21 protein-coding genes are annotated in these 17207 nt (G+C 57.0%); 11 read left to right on the forward strand and 10 right to left on the reverse strand.

The window, feature by feature from the left end:
• Positions 1–19 precede the first annotated feature (19 nt).
• The 3 genes from SPHFLASMR4Y_RS10940 to SPHFLASMR4Y_RS10950 are packed head-to-tail and all read left to right on the forward strand — an operon-like array spanning position 20 to position 1712.
• Positions 20–991 carry an oxidoreductase gene (locus SPHFLASMR4Y_RS10940; protein WP_089133575.1) on the forward strand — a complete coding sequence of 324 codons (972 nt, stop codon included), beginning with the start codon at positions 20–22 and terminating at the stop codon, positions 989–991.
• A complete protein-coding gene (locus SPHFLASMR4Y_RS10945) occupies positions 988–1197 on the forward strand; it encodes a DUF5818 domain-containing protein (protein ID WP_260806944.1) in 210 nt (69 codons plus the stop codon). Before SPHFLASMR4Y_RS10940 ends, SPHFLASMR4Y_RS10945 begins: the two co-directional genes overlap by 4 nt.
• On the forward strand, positions 1194–1712 hold the full coding sequence (locus SPHFLASMR4Y_RS10950; RefSeq protein WP_089133576.1) for a GNAT family N-acetyltransferase: 519 nt from the start codon (positions 1194–1196) through the stop codon (positions 1710–1712). The genes SPHFLASMR4Y_RS10945 and SPHFLASMR4Y_RS10950 overlap by 4 nt, the downstream gene beginning before the upstream one ends.
• Here the strand turns inward: SPHFLASMR4Y_RS10950 and rpoN are convergent.
• From rpoN to SPHFLASMR4Y_RS10975, 5 genes are all read right to left on the reverse strand, one after another.
• Positions 1709–3214: an RNA polymerase factor sigma-54 gene (gene rpoN, locus SPHFLASMR4Y_RS10955; protein WP_089133577.1), complete on the reverse strand. Its 1506-nt coding sequence runs from the start codon at positions 3212–3214 to the stop codon at positions 1709–1711. The genes SPHFLASMR4Y_RS10950 and rpoN overlap by 4 nt on opposite strands.
• Positions 3215–3216: 2 nt before the next feature.
• Entirely contained in the window at positions 3217–3978 is a 762-nt protein-coding gene (gene lptB, locus SPHFLASMR4Y_RS10960; protein WP_089134836.1) for an LPS export ABC transporter ATP-binding protein, read from the reverse strand.
• Between the two features lie 232 nt (positions 3979–4210).
• On the reverse strand, positions 4211–4759 hold the full coding sequence (locus SPHFLASMR4Y_RS10965) for an LptA/OstA family protein (protein ID WP_089133578.1): 549 nt from the start codon (positions 4757–4759) through the stop codon (positions 4211–4213).
• Entirely contained in the window at positions 4760–5404 is a 645-nt protein-coding gene (gene lptC / locus SPHFLASMR4Y_RS10970; RefSeq protein ID WP_089133579.1) for an LPS export ABC transporter periplasmic protein LptC, read from the reverse strand.
• Between the two features lie 57 nt (positions 5405–5461).
• Positions 5462–6079, reverse strand: a complete 618-nt coding sequence (locus tag SPHFLASMR4Y_RS10975; RefSeq protein ID WP_089133580.1) for a ribonuclease D — start codon at positions 6077–6079, stop codon at positions 5462–5464.
• 234 nt (positions 6080–6313) lie between these two features.
• Between SPHFLASMR4Y_RS10975 and SPHFLASMR4Y_RS10980 the strand changes: the two genes are divergently transcribed.
• Complete coding sequence (locus tag SPHFLASMR4Y_RS10980) at positions 6314–6676, forward strand: DUF4870 family protein (RefSeq protein ID WP_145955520.1); 363 nt, start codon at positions 6314–6316, stop codon at positions 6674–6676.
• Between the two features lie 188 nt (positions 6677–6864).
• Positions 6865–7530 (forward strand): cold-shock protein, encoded by a 666-nt coding sequence (locus SPHFLASMR4Y_RS17425; protein WP_089133582.1) that lies wholly within the window; start codon positions 6865–6867, stop codon positions 7528–7530.
• 149 nt (positions 7531–7679) lie between these two features.
• Here the strand turns inward: SPHFLASMR4Y_RS17425 and SPHFLASMR4Y_RS10990 are convergent, their stop codons facing one another.
• The 4 genes from SPHFLASMR4Y_RS10990 to SPHFLASMR4Y_RS11005 form a co-directional block, all read right to left on the reverse strand.
• Positions 7680–11234: an autotransporter domain-containing protein gene (locus SPHFLASMR4Y_RS10990; RefSeq protein ID WP_089133583.1), complete on the reverse strand. Its 3555-nt coding sequence runs from the start codon at positions 11232–11234 to the stop codon at positions 7680–7682.
• A gap of 304 nt (positions 11235–11538) precedes the next feature.
• Entirely contained in the window at positions 11539–12003 is a 465-nt protein-coding gene (locus SPHFLASMR4Y_RS10995) for a Dps family protein (RefSeq protein ID WP_089133584.1), read from the reverse strand.
• A 115-nt stretch (positions 12004–12118) separates the two neighbouring features.
• On the reverse strand, positions 12119–12685 hold the full coding sequence (locus tag SPHFLASMR4Y_RS11000; RefSeq protein ID WP_089133585.1) for a TMEM165/GDT1 family protein: 567 nt from the start codon (positions 12683–12685) through the stop codon (positions 12119–12121).
• An 11-nt stretch (positions 12686–12696) separates the two neighbouring features.
• Positions 12697–13032: a hypothetical protein gene (locus SPHFLASMR4Y_RS11005; protein WP_089133586.1), complete on the reverse strand. Its 336-nt coding sequence runs from the start codon at positions 13030–13032 to the stop codon at positions 12697–12699.
• Positions 13033–13228: 196 nt separating this feature from the next.
• On the opposite strand from SPHFLASMR4Y_RS11005, the gene rpmG reads away from it, so the two are divergent.
• The gene (gene rpmG / locus SPHFLASMR4Y_RS11010; RefSeq protein WP_066741431.1) at positions 13229–13396 is read left to right on the forward strand and encodes a 50S ribosomal protein L33; all 168 of its coding nucleotides are present in this window, start codon (positions 13229–13231) and stop codon (positions 13394–13396) included.
• An 18-nt stretch (positions 13397–13414) separates the two neighbouring features.
• Here rpmG and SPHFLASMR4Y_RS11015 read toward each other — a convergent pair whose 3' ends face one another.
• Positions 13415–13783: a response regulator gene (locus tag SPHFLASMR4Y_RS11015; RefSeq protein WP_089133587.1), complete on the reverse strand. Its 369-nt coding sequence runs from the start codon at positions 13781–13783 to the stop codon at positions 13415–13417.
• Between the two features lie 52 nt (positions 13784–13835).
• Here SPHFLASMR4Y_RS11015 and SPHFLASMR4Y_RS11020 point away from each other — a divergent pair, with 52 nt between their 5' ends.
• Genes SPHFLASMR4Y_RS11020 through SPHFLASMR4Y_RS11040 form a run of 5 tightly spaced genes read left to right on the forward strand, consistent with a single transcriptional unit; the run spans position 13836 to position 17206 of the window.
• A complete protein-coding gene (locus SPHFLASMR4Y_RS11020; protein WP_089133588.1) occupies positions 13836–14141 on the forward strand; it encodes a DUF3572 domain-containing protein in 306 nt (101 codons plus the stop codon).
• Entirely contained in the window at positions 14134–14811 is a 678-nt protein-coding gene (locus SPHFLASMR4Y_RS11025) for a hypothetical protein (protein ID WP_089133589.1), read from the forward strand. Before SPHFLASMR4Y_RS11020 ends, SPHFLASMR4Y_RS11025 begins: the two co-directional genes overlap by 8 nt.
• A gap of 12 nt (positions 14812–14823) precedes the next feature.
• The gene (locus SPHFLASMR4Y_RS11030) at positions 14824–15291 is read left to right on the forward strand and encodes a RidA family protein (protein ID WP_089133590.1); all 468 of its coding nucleotides are present in this window, start codon (positions 14824–14826) and stop codon (positions 15289–15291) included.
• Positions 15288–16046, forward strand: a complete 759-nt coding sequence (locus tag SPHFLASMR4Y_RS11035) for a glycerophosphodiester phosphodiesterase family protein (protein WP_186265920.1) — start codon at positions 15288–15290, stop codon at positions 16044–16046. The genes SPHFLASMR4Y_RS11030 and SPHFLASMR4Y_RS11035 overlap by 4 nt, the downstream gene beginning before the upstream one ends.
• A 5-nt stretch (positions 16047–16051) precedes the next feature.
• Complete coding sequence (locus SPHFLASMR4Y_RS11040; RefSeq protein WP_089133592.1) at positions 16052–17206, forward strand: GNAT family N-acetyltransferase; 1155 nt, start codon at positions 16052–16054, stop codon at positions 17204–17206.
• The last annotated feature ends 1 nt before the right edge of the window (position 17207 follow it).

Consider the following 17207-nt stretch of genomic DNA (forward strand, 5'->3'; position numbering starts at 1 on the left):
ACAAGAAGGACGAACCTACATGGCAGCAGCAGACCAGAAACCGCTAGGATCGGGTTTCCACGCCAAGAGCGAACCGCACGAGATACTCGCCGATATCGATCTGACCGGCAAGACCGCGATCATCACCGGCGGATATTCGGGGATCGGTCTGGAAACCACCCGGGCGCTGACAGAGGCCGGCGCCACGGTGATCGTACCGGTCCGCGATCCGGCCAAGGCAGAGGAAAATCTGTCGACCATCGAGGGCGATATATCCTCGGCAAAAATGGACCTCGCCGATCTCGATTCGGTGCGTGGCTTTGCCTCTTCGGTCTATGACAGCATCGAGTCTCTGGATCTGCTGATCAACAATGCCGGTATCATGGCCTGCCCGCTGGAACGGGTGCGGCCTGGCTGGGAAAGCCAGTTTGGCGTCAACCATATGGGCCATTTCGCGCTGACCAAGGCCTTGCTGCCCCTGCTCGAAAAGGCCAGCGCGCCGCGCGTCGTTGCGCTCTCGTCGGTTGCCCACAAGCGCAACGGCATATTGTGGGATGATATCCAGTTCGAAAAGACCGACTATAATAAATGGGTCGCCTATGCCCAGGCAAAGAGTGCCAACGCCCTGTTCGCCAATGCGCTCAGCCGGCGGATGCAGGCTTTTGGAGGCCGCGCCTTCTCGGTCCATCCGGGCGGTATTTTCACGCCCTTGCAGCGCCACCTGCCGGTCGAAGAGCAGGTCGAACTGGGCTGGCTGAACAAGGACGGCAGCGTGCCACCGGCGGTCGCCGAAATCTTCAAGACGCCGGCACAGGGCTGCACCACCAGCCTGTGGGCGGCGACGTCACCGCTGCTGAATGACATGCCGGGGGTCTATTGCGAGGATTGCGACGTCGCGCAGCTGATGGGCGAGGATAGCCTGCCCTATCAGCATTGCGCACCGCATATCACGGTGAATGATGATGCCGAACGCCTGTGGGAGATCAGCGAAGAATTACTCACCTCTGCATGATGGTGACCAATGAGCAGGAATCCACGGAATTTGCCGGTCTGCTGCAACGCGATGCGGCCGGCTTTCTGTTGCTATGCGATGATGGCCAGCGTTACCGGCTCGAACTGCTGCGCACGCCGATCGACGGGGTCGAAAAGCGGGTGGTGGTAACCGGGCGGATTGGTGATAGTTCGGTTCTGGAAGCGGACGGGATAAGGCTGGCATGAATTTTGACCGCGCCGAGACAAGCGATATCCCCGCGCTGCATGCGCTGGTCGAAAGGGCCTATCGCGGGGAAAGCGCCAGGCGCGGCTGGACCCATGAAGCAGACCTGCTCGACGGACAACGGACCGATGTCGAGGCGCTGCGAGAGATCATTGCATCGGACGATCAGGTGATCCTGCTCGCCAGGGACGGGAATGCAATCTCCGGATGCGTACAACTCTCCCATATCCGGGAAGGACTGGCCTATCTCGGGCTGCTGACCGTCGACCCGGCTTTGCAGGCGGCCGGACTAGGCAAACAGTTGCTTGTGGCATCAGAGCAATTTGTCCGCGAACAATGGCAGGCCGGAGCGATCGAGATGACCGTCATCCGGCAGCGCGAAGACCTGATCGCTTATTATGAACGGCGCGGCTATGCGCGGACCGGCGAGCATAGGCCCTTCCCGCACGGGAACCCGCGGTTCGGTCTGCCCAAGACTTCAGCACTGGAGTTTGCGGTGCTACGCAAGCCGATCTAGGCGGCCTTGCCTTCGAGCGCCTTCTGGCGGCGGCGCTGCACCGAACTGCCGAGGCCCAGCGCCTCGCGATATTTCGCCACCGTACGGCGGGCAATATCGAAGCCCTGATCCTTGAGCAGGGCCACGAGCTTGTCATCGGACAGGATCTTCTTGGGGTCCTCATTGTCGATCAGGGACTTGATATGACTTTTCACCGCCTCCGCCGAAGCCGCCTCGCCACCGGTCGAAGACTGGATCCCGCTGGTGAAGAAATATTTGAGCTCGAATGTCCCGCGGGAGCAGGAGAGATATTTGTTGGAGGTCACCCGGCTGACCGTCGATTCGTGCATCTCGATCTGCTCGGCGACATTCTTCAGCGTCAGCGGTCGCAGATGCGCGACGCCCTTGCGGAAGAATTCTTCCTGCTGCTTGACGATCTCGGTCGCGACCTTGACGATCGTCCGCTGTCTCTGATCGAGCGCCTTGACCAGCCAGTTGGCGTCGGCGAGACATTCGTTCAGCCATTCCTTCGACTGCTTGTCCTGCGCACCGTCTTTCAGTTCGGAATAATAGCTGCGGTTGACCAGTACTTTCGGCAAGGTGGCGCTATTCACTTCGATAAGCCAGCGGTTCGCCCGTTCCGCCACAAAGACATCCGGCACCACCGACTCGACCGCCCCGCCACCAATCTTGCAACCCGGCTTCGGATCATAGTTGCGCAGTTCGCTGATCATATCCATCAGGTCTTCGTCATCGACGCCGCATATCCGCTTGAGTTGCGGCAATGCGCCTTTGGCCAGCAGATCGAGATTGTCGATCAGCCGGGCCATGGCGGGATCATAACGGTCGGCATCCTTGGCTTGCAGCGCGAGACATTCTGCCAGATCGCGCGCGCCAATGCCGACCGGGTCGAGTGTCTGAACGACACCCAATATTCGCTTAACGTCGACCATTCCGACGTTCAGCCGCTGGCCCAGTTCCAGCAATTCGGCCTGCAAATAGCCACACTCGTCAATCTGGTCGATAATATGCTGCGCCACAAACAGGTCCATGCCGGAAAGAATGGCCCCCGCCTGGTCCATCAGATGCTCTGTGAGCGTGATTTCAGCGACCAGCATATTCTCGAAATCCGGTGCTTCGCCCCCGGCCATCGCGTTTGAGCTGGCGCCATTCAAACCGAGCTGCCCATCCAGTGCTCCGTCACTGTCGGAAAGACTATTATTGGAGAAACTGTCCGTATCACCATGCATATGGAGAGGTGCTTCAGCGTCCGACGGACCAGATGACAATATCTCGTCACTGCCCTGAGCAGCCGGCTCGCCACCAATTTCGCCATCGCTTCCTTCCCCGCTCTCGGTGGAAATTTCCCCCGTGTCGAGAAGCGGGTTTTTCTCAATCTCGTCGGAAATAAAGGTTTCGAGCTCGAGATTGGACAATGTCAGCAGTTTTATCGCCTGCTGCAGTTGCGGCGTCATCACCAGCGACTGGCTCTGCCGCAAATCGAGGCGAGGCGCGAGTGCCATAGCTAGAGCGCAAACCCCTCACCCAGATAGAGTCTGCGAACGTTGGCATCCGCGACAAGGTCTTCAGGACTGCCGGCGAAGAGGACTTGTCCGTCATAAATGATACAGGCGCGGTCTACGATATCGAGTGTCTCGCGGACATTGTGATCCGTGATCAATACGCCGATGCCCCGCTCGCGCAGCTGGCAGACCAGATCGCGAATATCCGCGATCGACAGCGGGTCGATACCGGCAAAGGGTTCGTCAAGCAACACGATGGAAGGGCTGGCCGCAAGCGCACGGGCAATTTCGCATCGCCGCCGTTCACCGCCCGACAGCGCCATTGCCGGGGAACTGCGCAATTTCATCAGTCCGAATTCGTCGAGCAGCCGATCGAGCGTCTCCGCGCGCACGCTGGAATCAGGCTCAACCATTTCGAGCACCGCCATGATATTCTGCTCGACAGTCATGCCGCGAAAAATCGAAGTCTCTTGTGGGAGGTAGCCAATACCAAGGATCGCCCGTCGATACATGGGGAGAGGGGTAATATCCTCGCCGTCGAGCATGATCCGTCCGGCGTCCGGCCGGACCAGACCCATGACCGAATAGAAACAGGTGGTTTTCCCGGCCCCGTTCGGACCCAGTAATCCGACGACCTCGCCGCGACCAACCGATAGCGATACATCTGACAGAACCGAGCGCTTGTCATAGCTTTTGGCTATCGAGACCACCGCCAGGCCGTGCTCCATTGCATCACTGGCCATGGCGGCACCGGGATCGGCCATCGTCGTCGCTTCACTCGCGGCTACATCATTCATCACTGGTCCTCATTAGCATTGGCGGGCTCGCCTGTCGGCGGGCAACATGCCCCATTCTTGTCGGAATTGGCAAGCTTTGTGCATGGAAGATTGAGATGCCCCGATAGCGGTTGAAAATCCAGTGGCATTTTGTGCCAAACCGGCCAGGCGCTCGCGCAGCTGCAATCGACCGGACTATCCGGGAACACCGGTCGGGGTGTCAGTTTTCCCGTTGCGGGACCGTGAAGGTGCCGGAGACCCGGCCACTGGAGTCTTGCGAGCCGACGGAAGAACCGCCGGTGGAACGCCCGTCTATCGTTGACCGGCCCGATTCAAGATCGATGATGACGCGACCTCCGGACAGACGATTTGTCCCCTGGGTAAGCGTTACATTCCCGATCAGGGTGATGAGCCGCCGGTTGAGATCATAAATCGCGACATCGCCTGAAGCGGTATCACCGGCCTTGCGAATGGTGACACCGCCGGATGCGTCAATCCGGTCGATTTCGATCCCCCCGGTGCTGCGATAGGCTACGGTCATGCGCGCGGAATTGAGCGTCAATCCGGCCTGTTCGACTCGGACCGCACCCGACAGGACCACACGGTCGGCCCGATCCTGAACCTCGATCCGGCCGGCGTTGAAATTGACCGGTGCATTGCTGTCATGGCTTCCGAACACCTGCGCCGGAGCTGCACCCGCGAACAACAGAAAAGCCGAAGCAAGAACAAAACTGCCAGCCGAGAGGGAAAGGAAGGAATATGATTTCATCTAGGGTCTTCTTAATCCATTTTGTTCGATCCGCAAACGCGCATTACCGTCCAGACTTACCGTTCGCTCAGCCAGATCCGCCTCGAGACGGTCCGCACCAAATGTTCCGATATTAGTCCGCCCTTCGACCGAGCCGGCACTTTGCAAAGTGCGTTGTTTGAGATCGACCGTGACATTGCTGGTCGAGAGGCGATAACCGCTGGCCGCTTCGACCTGAACCGGGCCTGGTACCCGGACATTTTCCTGGTCCATGTCATAGCGGCCTTCGCTGGCGCGAATCTGGGCTGGCCCTTCCTTCAGCAATATCCGGGCGGACAGATCCTGCAAATCGACAATCGCTTCGCTCGAGCTTTTCTGTACCGCCGATCCGGCCTTCAGGGAGAAGGGCCGGCCCTGGCTATCTTCACCCCGGTACAATGCTTCGGTAACGCGCATCCGTTCCTTGGCAACATCAACGCTATTCTTGTCCAGAACGAAACTCAGTTCGCCGCTGGTCGTGAAGGGTGCCAGAGCGAGCATTGCGCCCAATAGGCCTACTCCCACAGGCAATATGAAGCGCAGCAATTTTATGTTGCGGTCATGCGCGCTATTGGGAGCGGCAAACTCCTGACGCTTGGTTCGGACAGGATTGACGGTGGCCGGCATAGCTAGGCCTCACTCCCGCGGTCGTTATCGCAGCGACCGGGCAGGATTGTTTTCCGTTCAGGCATGCGCAAAAATATCGGTTTCCGGCCAGCCGGCCAGATCCAGCCGCGCCCGGTCCGGCAAAAAGTCGAAACAGGCCTGGGCGAGAGCTGTTCTCCCCTCCCGCTCCAGCCGGGTGTCCAGCTCATCCTTCAACCGGTGCAGGAAACGAACATCCGATGCGGCATATTCCTGCTGGGCATCGCTCAACACGGGATTCCCCCAGTCGCTCGATTGCTGCTGCTTCGAAATATCCTGGCCGAGAAGTTCGCGGACCAACTCCTTCAACCCGTGTCGATCGGTATAGGTCCGGATGAGTCGCGAAGCGATCTTCGTACAGAAGACAGGCTCTGCCATCACGCCCATATAATGTTCAATGGCAGCGAGATCAAAACGGGCGAAATGATAAAGCTTCAATCGGTCGGGGTCCGACAGAATCGCCCGGAGATTGGGTGCCGAATAGTCACTATCGGGCCCAAAGCGAACAAGATGTTCGTCATCTCCGCCATCGGATATCTGGAGCAGGCACAAACGGTCGCGCGGGGTCTGGAGCCCCATGGTTTCCGTGTCCACAGCGACGGCTCCGTCAGCCAGAACGCCTGCCGGAATATCTTCTTCGTGAAAAAAAACTGCCATCTATTTTTGCCTGTCTATCTTTGCTCTGGGCCACCTTCTTTGTCGCGGCCGAGGCGTCGCGTTGACACCTTGTCCGGCCTCGGGTTTCGAACCTCGGCCAGATCTCCGGCTGCGAAAATTGACAGCAGCGCATCATTGAATATGCTATGTGCCGCAGGCCGGTTCAAACAGCAAGTTTAGTTTGCGCTGCGAAAGGCACAGGAATTGCGGGATGCAACGGAGGGGTTGGACAAAATGACAGAGAAATCACCAGAGCCGGTCGCCCCCGGCTTCGATCTCAACAAGGCCACCATAGTCTCGCTTCTCTATATAGCCGGATTTGCAGTTGGTGTCACCGGCCTCGTGGGCTTTGTACTCGCCCTGATCTGGAAAGACGAAGTCGCCGGCACCTGGGAAGAAAGCCATCTGCAATTTCATGTCAGAACATTTGTCATCGGATTCGCGGTCGGGATAGCGGGGACACTTCTTGCGTTCATATTGATCGGGATTCCGATTCTTCTGGCGCTCGCGGTCTGGATATTGGTTCGCTCGGTGGTTGCGTTGCTGAAAGCGCAAAAACATGAAGCCATTGCCGATCCGGAAACCTGGTTGTTCTAAAGCGCTCCGCTCGAATATCAGATTTGTACGACCTGCTGGCAAAACACCGAATTCATTCGCTTAATCCACGATTTTTCTATATAGTAGGGGAGCGCGGTAATAGGATTCGCGCAAAACAATGGTCCGGAGATCGTCCGCTGTGTCATTGAAATTATTTGGTAGGGCGAATTGAAAGTGACGATTTAAGAATGGGTTTTGACAGAAACCGGCGAGGTAGAGGCCGGGACAAGCGCGACGGCTTCGGTGACGAAAACTTCGATGGATATCAAGGTGACAGCGGTCCACCCGTAGAGAGATATACGCGGCCGGACAGCGATTCCGGCGGCAGAAGAGGCGGCGGAATGCCGGATCAGGTTGTCGGCGAAAGCAGCGGCACCGTAAAATTTTTCAATGCGCAAAAAGGTTTTGGCTTCATCGTGCAAGATGGTGGCGGCGAAGATGTTTTTGTTCATATCAGCCAGGTTGAACGTGCTGGCCTCAAGGGCCTCGCTGAAGGCCAGAAGCTGCGCTTCTCGCTGGTCGATCGCGGCGGAAAAGTTTCCGCTTCGGACATCCAGATCGAAGGTGATCTTATCGAGGTGCCGGTTGGCGGAGGCTCTTCTCGCGATGATCGCGGTGGCCCTCCCCGCAGGGAACTGACGGGAGAAAAGGCTTCAGGTACCGTAAAATTTTTCAACGGCACCAAGGGCTTTGGTTTCATCCAGCGTGATGACGGACAACCCGATGCATTCGTCCATATTTCAGCCGTAGAACGCGCCGGCATGCGCGGACTGGAAGAAGGCGACAAGCTGGAGTTCGAACTGGAAGTGGATCAGCGCGGCAAGACGGCTGCGGTCAATCTGGTTGCCAGATAACGATTCTTGCTTCCCAGGATATTCTGAAAATGGCGGGCCTTGTCCCGCCATTTTTTTGCGCCACGCGGATCGCTCCAGTGCTGCAACGGAAGTCGGACACAAAAAAGCCCGCCGGATTTCGCCGGCGGGCTTTTAAAAACTTTCAATCGCTAGAAGCGGAAGCTGATCGCACCCGAATAGACCTGGCTGGACACATCCGAACGGCCGACCGTTGAATCAGCGGAAAGGTCAATCGAGACATTGCCCATATTGTAACGCAAGCCGATGCCGACTTCGCCCCAGTCCTTGTCGCGTCCAGCCAGCGCGAATGGTGCTACTGCACCATTGCCACCGACGAAATTCGCACCGAAGCTGTTCGGGTTATCCTCGAATTCATGAACATAATTCATGGATGCGCGCATCTGCAGTTTACGGCCCGGCTTGGACTTGAACTCGATACCGGCCAGACCCTGAATGCTGCTGTAGTCGGGACGAATGATCGTCAAAGCCGGTCCACCGCCCTGCTCATCCACATTGCTGAAGTTGATCTTGGCTGCACGGGCCCGAATGCCGGGTGCCGCGATCACATCGTTCAGTTCCATCTCTTTCGACAGACCAACTTCAGCGGCATATACCATGCTGTCGTCATCGGTTGTCAGGCTGAAGGATTGCGTACCAAGCGACACGTTCCGCAGCGTTTCGGCATTATAGGTACCCAGTGTAGCGCGGCCATCTAGAACCAGACCACCCGACATTGCTTTCCTGCCGTAGATCGACCCCATGATGGTTTTGGATTGCGCCGAATTACCGAGAGCAGCCGTCGCATCGACATCCGAATAATAGGCGGAAATCCCGAGGAAAGAGCCTTCATCGAAATAATATTCGAGGCCACCGGCGATGAAGAAACCGTCAAACTCGTCTTCTCCGTCAGAGCCCGCCGCAGGATTGGTCAATGGCATGGAACCGCCATCACCATTCACAAAACCACCGGCGAGATAAACAGCCATGTCCTCGTTGACGCCACCGGAGCGGACTTCGGTATCATCTGCATTCGCAGCAGCATCACTCAGAGCATTTGCACCGTTCATAGCAATCCCGCCCAGCGACGTTGCCGCCAGCTGCATCGGGCGACCAATCACAGCAATGGTGCCGCCGTTCGAGGACCGGTCGGCGAGACTGATCCTGTTCTGGTAGAAATCGGAAACATTGCCGAGAAATGCTTGCCCCATGGCCTGAACAGTGGATTCCGTTGTGGGCGCCCAGCTGTCAAAGGTAGCCTGAATGGTACCGGCATCGGTAAAGTCCAGGAAGGAGAAAAGGCCAGCGACCGTTGCATTGCCACGGTTGTTGTCCATCAGGTCGGCAAAGCTGGTTTGGACCGGGTTGCCCGAGTCGACAACGTTCCGATAGCTTTGCGCACTGATGGTGACATCAACGGCATTCGCACTATAGCTGAATTCGGAAAGCAGGATCGCCGAAATCTGTGCTGCGCTATCGAACTGATCGGTCACACCGCCAGCCGCTGTTAGAATGCGGTAGGTGCTCGGAGTCGCCGTCTGGAAGCCGTCAACCGGCGAAAACATCACCGTGCCGCCTATATTGGCTTCTTCGCTGACGGCCAGAAGATCGGAATCCCCGGATGCGCCAATGTCAATCATCAAGGTCGAACCGGACGACAGAATTGCGTTTCCGTTCACGGTCAATGTTCCGATCGTACCAATCGAACCGGGGGCGATACCGCCCGCGATATTGGTCAGGAACGGAGCGTTGATCGTGCCAGTACCCGAAAGCAATCCGGAAAACAGGGAATAATCACCTACGCTGTTCAGCGTCCCGTTGACTGCGACGCGACCGGCGGTCTGGTTAACGTCGATCAATGCCGAAAGGCTTGCCCCACCATTGATCAACAATCCAGCAGCGCCGCCAACATTGAGTCGGTCAATCGTGACATCGCTGTTCAACGACGTGGTACCCGCCTGACTGAGCGTCACTTCGAAATAGCGAGCTTTAATGCCATTTGCGACATCGGCATCTATATTATCCGGCACAAAATCGGTTGCTCCGGCAAGTCCATTATCCAGAGTGGGTTCCGGAAGCGGATCGCCTTCTGCCTGAGGGGCTTCCTCCGCGCCCTCCGGACCGCCATTAGCGGTAATGGCAACGGGCGTGGCACCGCCACTGATGGCAAGCTCGCCAACTGGGGTCGCGCCGCCGCTGATTGCAATATCCTCGACGATCGATGCGCCACCGCTGATTGCAATATTTTCAACGATCATGCCCTCGCCGCGAATGGCCGCACTGGCAAGCAACTGGGGCGAGCCAGCCGGTTGTACGGCAGTTGCCGCAACCTGAGTTTCGCCGGTAGGCGAGACAGCTTCCGCGTTCGGGATTTGCGCCACACCGATGGATGAGGCTGGCGTTGCCGTAGGCGCAGGCGTTGGTGTGGGCGCGGGACGTGCTGGCGGCGTGCTAGTACCGGTCGCCAAATCGTAGCATTCGTCTCCGGGATTATCGCCCTCAAGATCGAAACAGACCTCACCGAATTGCGGCGTAGACTGCTCGACGCCGCCGGACTGGGTATCGGGGAATCCATTTACCACATTACCGTTTTCATCGATGATGCGATAGGCCGGATCAAGATCGGTCTGCCAGTGGGTGGCATCCTCCCAGTCGCCGTCACCCGCTTTCGCGCTGACATAGCGATAGGGATTCACAGCCGCGATATATTCAGCAAACAGGAACAGCGGCTGGTAAAAGCTTTCCGTGCCGTAAGAGCTGAAGACCTGAGCTCCAAAAAAGCGCGAACCGCCGGACAGCACGCCGATCTGCAAATCTTCCGTCGACAGGCTGTTATTTGCGGCGTCAAGGATCAACGGGCCACCGGAATCTCCGCCTGCGGTTGTGCCTTCGACTTCCCGAGGCTCATCTTTGTAAAGGTTAAAATCAAAAGGGCTGGTTTTGTTCGGATCGTCAAAATCAAGCCGGTACAAAACCTGTGGCAAATCCCCGAAAGGGTCACCAAACAGGAAGGTGTTTCTGTCATCAAATGTGGTAAGCGCACCCAGCATATTTTCGGCAGATTTCCGCCGCCAGTCGATACCCACCGACGCCCCTGTCGTACCACTGCCGCTACGACCATAGCCGGAAATTTTCACATGATAGCCGGTACCGTCGACATCATCAATTTCGCCGGGATCGGGAAGCGGGGAAAACAGCAACGCCCAGGTTGGGATATTGGCGGCCGGATCAGAAAGAGTGGCTACGGCAATATCGGCTTCGAGAAAACCAAAAGCGTTAGGATCGACCAGGGAATCGGGGTGGTAAGCGATCTGGCTGATATTGTAGACAAACAGGTCCGGGTTGGATGCAAATCCGTTGTTGATCCAGTCGACGAACCCCGGAAGCGCATTGCCATTGAATGAGAATGCGGACGAGATTACGCCATTGGTTTCATAATCCGTTTCCGGGCGGTCGTTGACGCAGTGTGCTGCAAACAGGACGGCACGCGGATTGATCAGGGTACCCGTACAAACAAAGCCGTCATTCCGGAAAAACTGGCCGATACCGTTTACGCTATCTTCCGGATCGCTGATATCGCCTGGCGTATAATTATCATTCGGCACAATGGCCTGTGCCGGAGTAGCCAGTGCGAGCGTGGCAATTGCCCCTGCCGCAGCTGTCCGCAATAGTACCGATCTTTTGGAATGTCCGAAATTCTTGTTCATCGAAGAATGCCCCTTGAAATATTGAATTAGAATAGACCCCTTTCGTTACTGTGCTTGCTTTTGCGACATGAATCAAAGCGAAATTTACCAAATCGCCGTCTGTCACAGCGAAATCGACGATTTTAAGGGGCTTTCGGGCGACAGACACGAAAATTTTGGTTACATCTGTGATGATTTGGCAACAGAAATGTCCGGATCCGGACCGGAAAAGACTTCGCCGCCCGCCTACCTAAGCAAACGAGCGGCGAAAATGTGGTCTGACAAGCGCCTTCAATCCGGTCCGGCGCTAAGCGAGTCGCATTGCCTAGTCTTTCTGCGCGATCTCGAGCAGGAACCATGCCCGCTCTTCCGCCTGATCGGTCCAGTCGTCGAGCATACCATCGGTAGCATTGTCGCCGGCTTCTCCTGCCAGCTCCTTCGCTTCGCGCAACCTCTCAACCAGCTTCAGATTGTCAGAGCGCAGCTCTTCCAGCATATCCGGTGCTTTCACCTTCGCGTCATCATTGTCGGAAATGCTCTGCCGGTTGGCGATATCACCGATCGAGGTGAGAGTCCGGTGCCCGTTCTTGCGGACGCGTTCGGCAATCAGGTCAGTGGTAGCGAGTATTTGCGCCGCATGCTCGTCGAACATCAGATGATAGTCACGAAAATGGGGGCCGGAAACATGCCAGTGAAAATTTTTGGTCTTGAGATAGAGGGCAAAGCTGTCTGCCAATATTCCATTGAGTGCTTCGGCTACGGCCTTTTTTGCATTGTCGCCCGTGGTCATTTTCAATCTCCTCTTTCGAAATCATCATGTTATGCAATGATCATTACGACAGATCGATAAATCGATAAAACAGGAAGATTTTCTATCTAAGATTGATAATATCGATCTTGGATCGTCAGAATATGCCCCATGCGCCGAGCGCCAGAATCGCGCCGACAACCAGAAAACCCGCACCGCCAGCATAGCGGATGGACGCCATGGGCACATGTTCGGCCAGTTGCCGACGGAACAATATCGCGGGCAGGCAGGCAATCATCACCCCGATCCATCCTCCGGCCGCTGCAAAAGCGGCCATGTCGGTCCGCGCAGCGGTGGCCATCAGAATAAACTGGCCCTTGTCCCCCAATTGCAAGATGAACAGTCCCAGAAATGAGGTCCAGAATGGTGCCAATCGCCAATTTTGCAGCAAGTCGACCGGGCGCCGCCATGCCACCATGCCGAGGCCGGCAAATATCAGCGATAGCGCATAGAAAAGCTGAAGGGCATCCTCGCTGATCCACCGGTGGACCGCCGATCCGGCAAAGGCGGAAATCGCGCAATTGCAGAGCGTGGCCAGACCGAGGCCCCAGAGGACAGGAGAGACACGGCCATACCGTATCGCCAGCGCGGCGCACAATATCTGTGGCCGGTCGCCAAATTCCGCGACAGCCAGGGCAAAAAGCGAAGTTAGAAATGCATCCACTTTGGCCGACGTCAGGCCTGGCCGCCGAGGCGAAGCGCGACATTGGCCAACAGCGCTTCGGTCATCGCCGGGTCGATCTCGCCCATGTCAAGCGTCGCACGCATGGCTTCGAGATAGGAGAGCGCGATAGTTCTTGCGCCACCATGGTGCATGGCCGGTTGCAATGCACTCTCCAGTGCACAGCTGAGGTCGCGAAGGGCAGACAGCCTGTGTTCCGTCGCTTTCTGGCGAACATGATCAAGATGCATCAGAAATTGCAGCGGATGATGGACGGCCAGATCTGCCGACATTTCATCAAGCAGGTTCAGCATTTCGGTCTGCACGAACGGATTTTGATCATGATTCATTACAATGGCCCCTGATTACGCCTGAACATGGTCAAACATGGTTAAATAGTCGTAAATGGCACTGGCTTTGCCACCGTCAGAACCGCGAAGGCTTTTTCTTGACATTGATCGGTCTTTTCACCATTAGCGCGGGAACGAATGCGGCGCCCGATAGCGTCGCTGTTTTTATTTCAGCTTCTGCCTTAAGGAATGCACCATGGCGAAACCAGCCAATGTAAAGATCAAACTCGTCAGCACGGCGGACACAGGCTTTTTCTACGTAACCCGCAAGAACCCGCGGAATCTTACCGAAAAGATGGTGCAGCGCAAATATGATCCGGTTGTCCGGAAGCATGTCGAGTTCAAAGAAGCCAAAATCAAATAATCAGGCTTTGGCCAGTCTTTAGCGGTGCAGAACTTTCTGCACCGATTCGATGAATTTCGCGACCGAAATCGGCTTTGAGACATAAGCCTCTGCCCCGGCACTCAATATCCGGTCCTCGTCACCCTTGCCTGCATAAGCGGTCACGGCCATGATCGGTATGATCTTGAGCTGACCGTCCTTCTTGATCTGCTCGATCAGCTCCAGGCCACTGACATGCGGCAACTGGATATCCATGACAATCAGATTGGGTACGAAGCTGCGCGCCTTTTCGAGCACTTCCCGGCCATCGCTGACCGGCTCGACAACAAAGCCATGAGCCCGCAGCAGGTCGCAGAACAGCTTGAGGTTCAATTCATTGTCCTCAACCACCAATACTCTTTTTGCCACTGCCGGATTTGCCCTTTCAAACTTGCTGCCAAACCATTAGGCGAAAGCGGCAATGGAAACAAATCCCAATCTCGGGCCGGATAGCGAAATCCCAGATAGTGAAATCATCGCCTTGCGGGCGCTCGGATGGGTGCTGCAGGATCAGGATCGCGCGGAACGTCTGCTGGCCCTGACCGGGCTGGATCCCCGCGAATTGCGGTCGGGTCTCGAAGACCCAGCGATGCTCTCGTCACTGCTCGGTTTTCTCGCCAATCACGAACCCGATCTGATCGCCTGTGCCGAAGCGATCGGCATCGCCCCCGCAAAGCTCGCTGCAGCAGCGCAGCGTTTAAACTCTCCCGGAGACTTTTATGAGTAACAAGCCGCTTCTGATCAGCGACTGCGATGAAGTCCTGCTGCATATGGTCGTCCCTTTCCAGCAATGGTTGGACAGCGACAAGCATATCCATTTCGATCTGGAAAACGGCAATAATTTTGCCAATGCGCTGCGCCACAAACACGACGGAACACAGGTGTTGCCGGAACAGATCTGGCCGATGCTGAAGGAGTTTTTTGACAATGAAATGCACCGGCAGGGTGCGATCGAGGGCGCCGTCGAATCGATCAACAGGCTCGCTGAAATGGCCGATGTCGTAATCCTGACCAACCTGCTCGATGATCGTCGCGAAGCGCGCGCCGAACAGCTCAAGGCCGTGGGCATCGATTTTCCCGTCTATACCAATCAGGGCGGCAAGGGTGAACTTCTGACTAGCATCCTCGCCGAGTATCAACCCAGCGTCACCGTGTTTGTCGATGATCTGGGCCACCAGCATGGCAGCGTCGCCAAACATGCCCCCGATGTCTGGCGTCTGCAGATGGTTGGCGAACCGATCATGGCGAAACATGTCACGACCAACCCCGCCGCCCACGCCCGCATTGATCTCTGGAACGAGGCTACGGCGTGGATATTGGACAAATTTGAAAATGCCTTACCCGCTCCGGCGATGGACTTGCCGTCGCAGGAGCTTGACCCTGCCAACCATGCGTGAGAATTCTGCCTTATGACCGATAATATTGAACAAGCCCTGACAGCCAAGGGCATAGAATTACCCACGGCCGCAGCTCCGGTCGCTTCCTATGTTCCGGCCGTGGAAGTGAATGGATTGCTCCATATCAGCGGACAGGTCTCGATGCAGGATGGCAAGCTGATCACGGGACGGCTGGGCGACACTATGTCGCTGGAAGATGGGCAGCAGGCCGCCAAGGCCTGTGCCCTGATGATCGCAGCGCAAATCAAGAAAGCAGCCGGATCACTCGACCGGGTGGACCGGATCGTCAAGCTAGGCGTTTTCGTCAACAGCATCCCCGACTATACCGATCACCCCAAGGTCGCCAACGGCTGTTCGGACATGATGGAAGTGATTTTCGGTGCCGCCGGACAGCATGCAAGAAGCGCTGTTGGCGTGGCTTCGCTCCCGCTTGGCGTAGCGGTTGAGGTTGACGCCATCATTGCCCTGAAGCCCGAGTGATCGGGACGCTGCTAGACAATATGCTTGCGCCGGCTCCGGCCGCCGGCCGTGTCGCATTTCTGAAAGGCCAGCCGTATGCCCATCGGGGACTGCACGGCCGGAGTGTGCTGGAAAATAGTCCCGCCGCCTTCGAGGCAGCGATCAAACTGGGCCACGGGATCGAATGCGACGTCCAGGCCGCGGAAGATGGTCGCGCCTTTGTATTCCATGATTACGAGCTGGACCGGTTGACGGACCAGAGTGGTCCGATCGGGACATTGCGGGCGGACGATATCGACCGGATTCAATTGAATGACGGTCATGGCAAGATTCCGCGCCTGCGGGAAACGCTGGCACAGGTGGCCGGCCAGGTGCCGATCCTGATCGAGATCAAGTCGCGCAACTTGCGGGTCGGCCCGCTCTGCCTCTCGGTCCGCCGGGCTCTGGAAGGCTATGGCGGAAAGGCTGCGATCATGTCATTCAATCCGCTGGTCGGCGCCTGGTTTCGCAAAAATGCCGATCATGTCGTCCGCGGTCTGGTGGTCACAGAAGAGGGCAGCAGGAACTGGCGGGGCCGGATCGCACGCCACCGCAATCTCTGGACAGCAAAGCCTGATTTTCTGGCTTATGATATCCGCGACCTCCCATCGCGCTTTGCCGCCGCCCAGCGGGCACGGGGTCTGCCAGTCGTGACCTGGACGGTGCGGTCCGCCGAGCAGGAAAAAACCGCATCCCGATATGCGGACGAACCGGTTTACGAGATACCGGACACCTGATCAGCATGCCCGCCACGCCACCCTCCTCCAGCGGAATAGTCGCACGCGTCGCCGATGATATCGCCAGCCTTCCGGCAGCCCAGTGGGACGCCTGTGCAGGATCTGCCAATCCCTTTGTCTCGCACGCCTTTCTTTCCGCGATGGAGGAATCGGGGAGCGTCGGCCCGGGTACCGGCTGGAAGTCGCTGCCCATCATCATCGAGGATGCTGCAGGTGAAATCGCCGCGTGCCTGCCCAGCTATCTCAAGTCGCACAGTCAGGGCGAGTATATATTCGATCAGCAATGGGCCCATGCCTATGAAAATGCCGGCGGCCAATATTATCCCAAGATCCAGATCGCCGCGCCTTTCTCACCGGTGCCCGGGCCTCGCCTGCTGCTGCGAGAAAAATCTCTGGCGGGACCAGTGTTGAAGGCGGCTGAGCAACTGGCCGAGAACAACGGAATCTCGTCTGTTCATGCGACCTTTGTCAGCGACGACCAGCTCGACCATTTTCGAGAAGCAGGCTGGATGATCCGCACAGACAGCCAGTTCCACTGGCGCAATGACGGCTACGACAGCTTCGACGATTTTCTCGCCGCTCTGTCCTCCCGCAAGCGAAAGGCGATCCGGAAAGAACGCGCCAAAGCGCAGGAAGAAGTGGATATCATTCACTTGTCCGGAGACGAGATTCTGCCACTCCACTGGGATTATTTCTGGGAATTTTATCAGGACACCGGGATGCGCAAATGGGGACAGCCCTATCTGACTCGCGATGCCTTTGATCTGCTGCATCAGAAGATGGGCGACAGGCTGCTGCTGATATTTGCGATGCAGGAGGGCGTTCCGGTCGCGGGGGCCCTCAATGTCATCGGCGAAGACACGCTTTACGGACGCTATTGGGGCTGCACACGCAATATCCCGTTCCTGCATTTCGAGATTTGCTATTATCAGGCAATCGACGCGGCTATCGCGCGCGGATTGCGGACGGTCGAGGCCGGAGCACAAGGCAGCCACAAGCTGGCCCGAGGCTATCAGCCAGTGCCGACCTGGTCAGCGCATTTTATCGTCGATCCGGGGTTCCGCACGGCCATTGCCGACTATCTCGAACGCGAGCGACAAGCGGTTGCCGCCGATATCGAGTTTCTGGCCGAAATGGGGCCATTCAAGAAAACGGGCTAGA

The sequence above is a fragment of the Sphingorhabdus sp. SMR4y genome, assembly GCF_002218195.1.
GTDB lineage: Bacteria > Pseudomonadota > Alphaproteobacteria > Sphingomonadales > Sphingomonadaceae > Parasphingorhabdus.

Excerpts from the sequence above, each read along its gene's own strand:
- SPHFLASMR4Y_RS11020 (WP_089133588.1), top strand. The coding sequence starts at position 13,836 with ATGGAAACAAATCCCAATCTCGGGCCGGATAGCGAAATCCCAGATAGT.
- SPHFLASMR4Y_RS11025 (WP_089133589.1), top strand. The coding sequence starts at position 14,134 with ATGAGTAACAAGCCGCTTCTGATCAGCGACTGCGATGAAGTCCTGCTG.
- SPHFLASMR4Y_RS10945 (WP_260806944.1), top strand. The coding sequence starts at position 988 with ATGATGGTGACCAATGAGCAGGAATCCACGGAATTTGCCGGTCTGCTG.
- SPHFLASMR4Y_RS10975 (WP_089133580.1), bottom strand. The coding sequence starts at position 6,079 with ATGGCAGTTTTTTTTCACGAAGAAGATATTCCGGCAGGCGTTCTGGCT.
- SPHFLASMR4Y_RS11040 (WP_089133592.1), top strand. The coding sequence starts at position 16,052 with ATGCCCGCCACGCCACCCTCCTCCAGCGGAATAGTCGCACGCGTCGCC.
- lptC (WP_089133579.1), bottom strand. The coding sequence starts at position 5,404 with ATGCCGGCCACCGTCAATCCTGTCCGAACCAAGCGTCAGGAGTTTGCC.
- SPHFLASMR4Y_RS10990 (WP_089133583.1), bottom strand. The coding sequence starts at position 11,234 with ATGAACAAGAATTTCGGACATTCCAAAAGATCGGTACTATTGCGGACA.
- SPHFLASMR4Y_RS17425 (WP_089133582.1), top strand. The coding sequence starts at position 6,865 with ATGGGTTTTGACAGAAACCGGCGAGGTAGAGGCCGGGACAAGCGCGAC.
- rpoN (WP_089133577.1), bottom strand. The coding sequence starts at position 3,214 with ATGGCACTCGCGCCTCGCCTCGATTTGCGGCAGAGCCAGTCGCTGGTG.
- SPHFLASMR4Y_RS11030 (WP_089133590.1), top strand. The coding sequence starts at position 14,824 with ATGACCGATAATATTGAACAAGCCCTGACAGCCAAGGGCATAGAATTA.
- lptB (WP_089134836.1), bottom strand. The coding sequence starts at position 3,978 with ATGGCCGATCCCGGTGCCGCCATGGCCAGTGATGCAATGGAGCACGGC.
- SPHFLASMR4Y_RS10950 (WP_089133576.1), top strand. The coding sequence starts at position 1,194 with ATGAATTTTGACCGCGCCGAGACAAGCGATATCCCCGCGCTGCATGCG.
- SPHFLASMR4Y_RS10980 (WP_145955520.1), top strand. The coding sequence starts at position 6,314 with ATGACAGAGAAATCACCAGAGCCGGTCGCCCCCGGCTTCGATCTCAAC.
- SPHFLASMR4Y_RS10965 (WP_089133578.1), bottom strand. The coding sequence starts at position 4,759 with ATGAAATCATATTCCTTCCTTTCCCTCTCGGCTGGCAGTTTTGTTCTT.
- SPHFLASMR4Y_RS11005 (WP_089133586.1), bottom strand. The coding sequence starts at position 13,032 with ATGAATCATGATCAAAATCCGTTCGTGCAGACCGAAATGCTGAACCTG.
- SPHFLASMR4Y_RS10995 (WP_089133584.1), bottom strand. The coding sequence starts at position 12,003 with ATGACCACGGGCGACAATGCAAAAAAGGCCGTAGCCGAAGCACTCAAT.
- rpmG (WP_066741431.1), top strand. The coding sequence starts at position 13,229 with ATGGCGAAACCAGCCAATGTAAAGATCAAACTCGTCAGCACGGCGGAC.
- SPHFLASMR4Y_RS10940 (WP_089133575.1), top strand. The coding sequence starts at position 20 with ATGGCAGCAGCAGACCAGAAACCGCTAGGATCGGGTTTCCACGCCAAG.